At 73.8% G+C, this 1,323-nt stretch carries 2 protein-coding genes; both read right to left on the bottom strand.

Annotated elements, in window-relative coordinates; translation table 11 throughout:
- Positions 1–1,075: FAD-binding oxidoreductase (locus ASF38_RS17135; protein ID WP_235497493.1), on the bottom strand; the 1,075-nt coding region annotated here is incomplete at its 3' end.
- On the bottom strand, positions 1,042–1,323 hold a 282-nt coding region (locus tag ASF38_RS07520; RefSeq protein ID WP_162237316.1), incomplete at its 5' end, for a universal stress protein. The genes ASF38_RS17135 and ASF38_RS07520, both read right to left, overlap by 34 nt.

Here is a 1,323-nt window from a genome sequence, read left to right as displayed (position 1 = left end):
CCCGCTGGATGCCGGTGACCAGGTCGACGACGGCCCGCCGCGGTACGCACACGTCGTCGAGCAGCCAGTCGCCCAGGCGCTCGAGAGCAGGAAGCGCCTGGCGTCTGGCCTCGAGCAGCTGCGCGCCCTCGGCGGCATCCGTGGTGAGCGCCACGTCGACCGCTCCGGAGGCGTCGCAGATGCGGCGCACGGCCTCCACGGTGGTCTGCGCCTCGGGCAGGTCGGTCTGCACCAGCAGCATCGCGGCGGCGTCGATGCCCATGTGGGTGTGTGCGTCGACGGCCGCGAGCGTGGTGGCGTCGAGGAGCTCGAGCATCGAGAGGTCGATGGCGTCGGCGGAGAGCCGTTCCACCGCCCGGCCGGCGTCCTCCAGGTCGGCGAAGGTCGCGACGACGGTCGAGGGTGGAGGGGGAGCGGGTCGCAGGCGGAGCGTGACCTCGGTGATCACGCCCAGCGTGCCCTCGGAGCCGACGAGCAGGCTGGTCAGGTCGTAGCCGGCGACCCCCTTCACGGTGCGTCGCCCGGTGCGCATCACGCGTCCGTCGGCGAGGACCGCCTCCAGGCCGAGCACGTAGTCACCGGTCACCCCGTACTTCACGCAGCACATGCCGCCGGCGTTCGTGGCCACGTTGCCGCCGATGGTGGAGATCGCGACGCTGCCCGGGTCGGGTGGGTAGAACAGCCCGACGTCGGCCACGGCCGTGCGCAGGTCGGCGGTGATCACGCCGGGCTGCACCACCGCGACACGCTCCTCGACGTCGATCGAGAGGATCCGGTCGAGCCGACGGGTGCTGAGGACCACCGACCCGGCGGGAGCGTTGGCGCCGCCGGCCAGTCCGGTGCCGGCCCCGCGGGTGACGACCGCCAGGCCTGCATCGTCGGCCGCGACCACGCAGGCCGCGACCTCGCGGGTCGTGCGTGGCGACAGCACCGCCACCGGCAGCGCGCGCTCCACCAGCTGGGCCTCGTCGTGCGCGAACCCGGCCACGACGTCGGGGTCGGTCTGCACCACCTCGGCGGGCAGGCGGCCGAGCGCGGAGGTCAGCGTGGTGCCTTGACCGCCACGACGGGGCACTCGGCCTCGAGGAGGATCCGCTGCGACGTGGAGCCGAGCACGAGCTTGCCCACGGGCGAGCGGCGTCGCTGACCGATCACGACGAGCGAGGCGTCGTGGCGGTGGGCGTTGTCGAGGATCGAGTCCGCGGCACCGCTGGAGCCCACGAAGTGCACCACCTCGTGCTCGACGCCGGCGTCGGCCAGGCGCGACTCGAGCTGCTCGACGACCGACTCGGGCGTGACGTCGGGGTGGGGCGTGTCCGAGGC

It is taken from the genome of Aeromicrobium sp. Leaf272 (genome assembly GCF_001422865.1).
Lineage (GTDB): Bacteria > Actinomycetota > Actinomycetes > Propionibacteriales > Nocardioidaceae > Aeromicrobium.
This window is presented reverse-complemented; position numbering and strand designations above follow the sequence as displayed.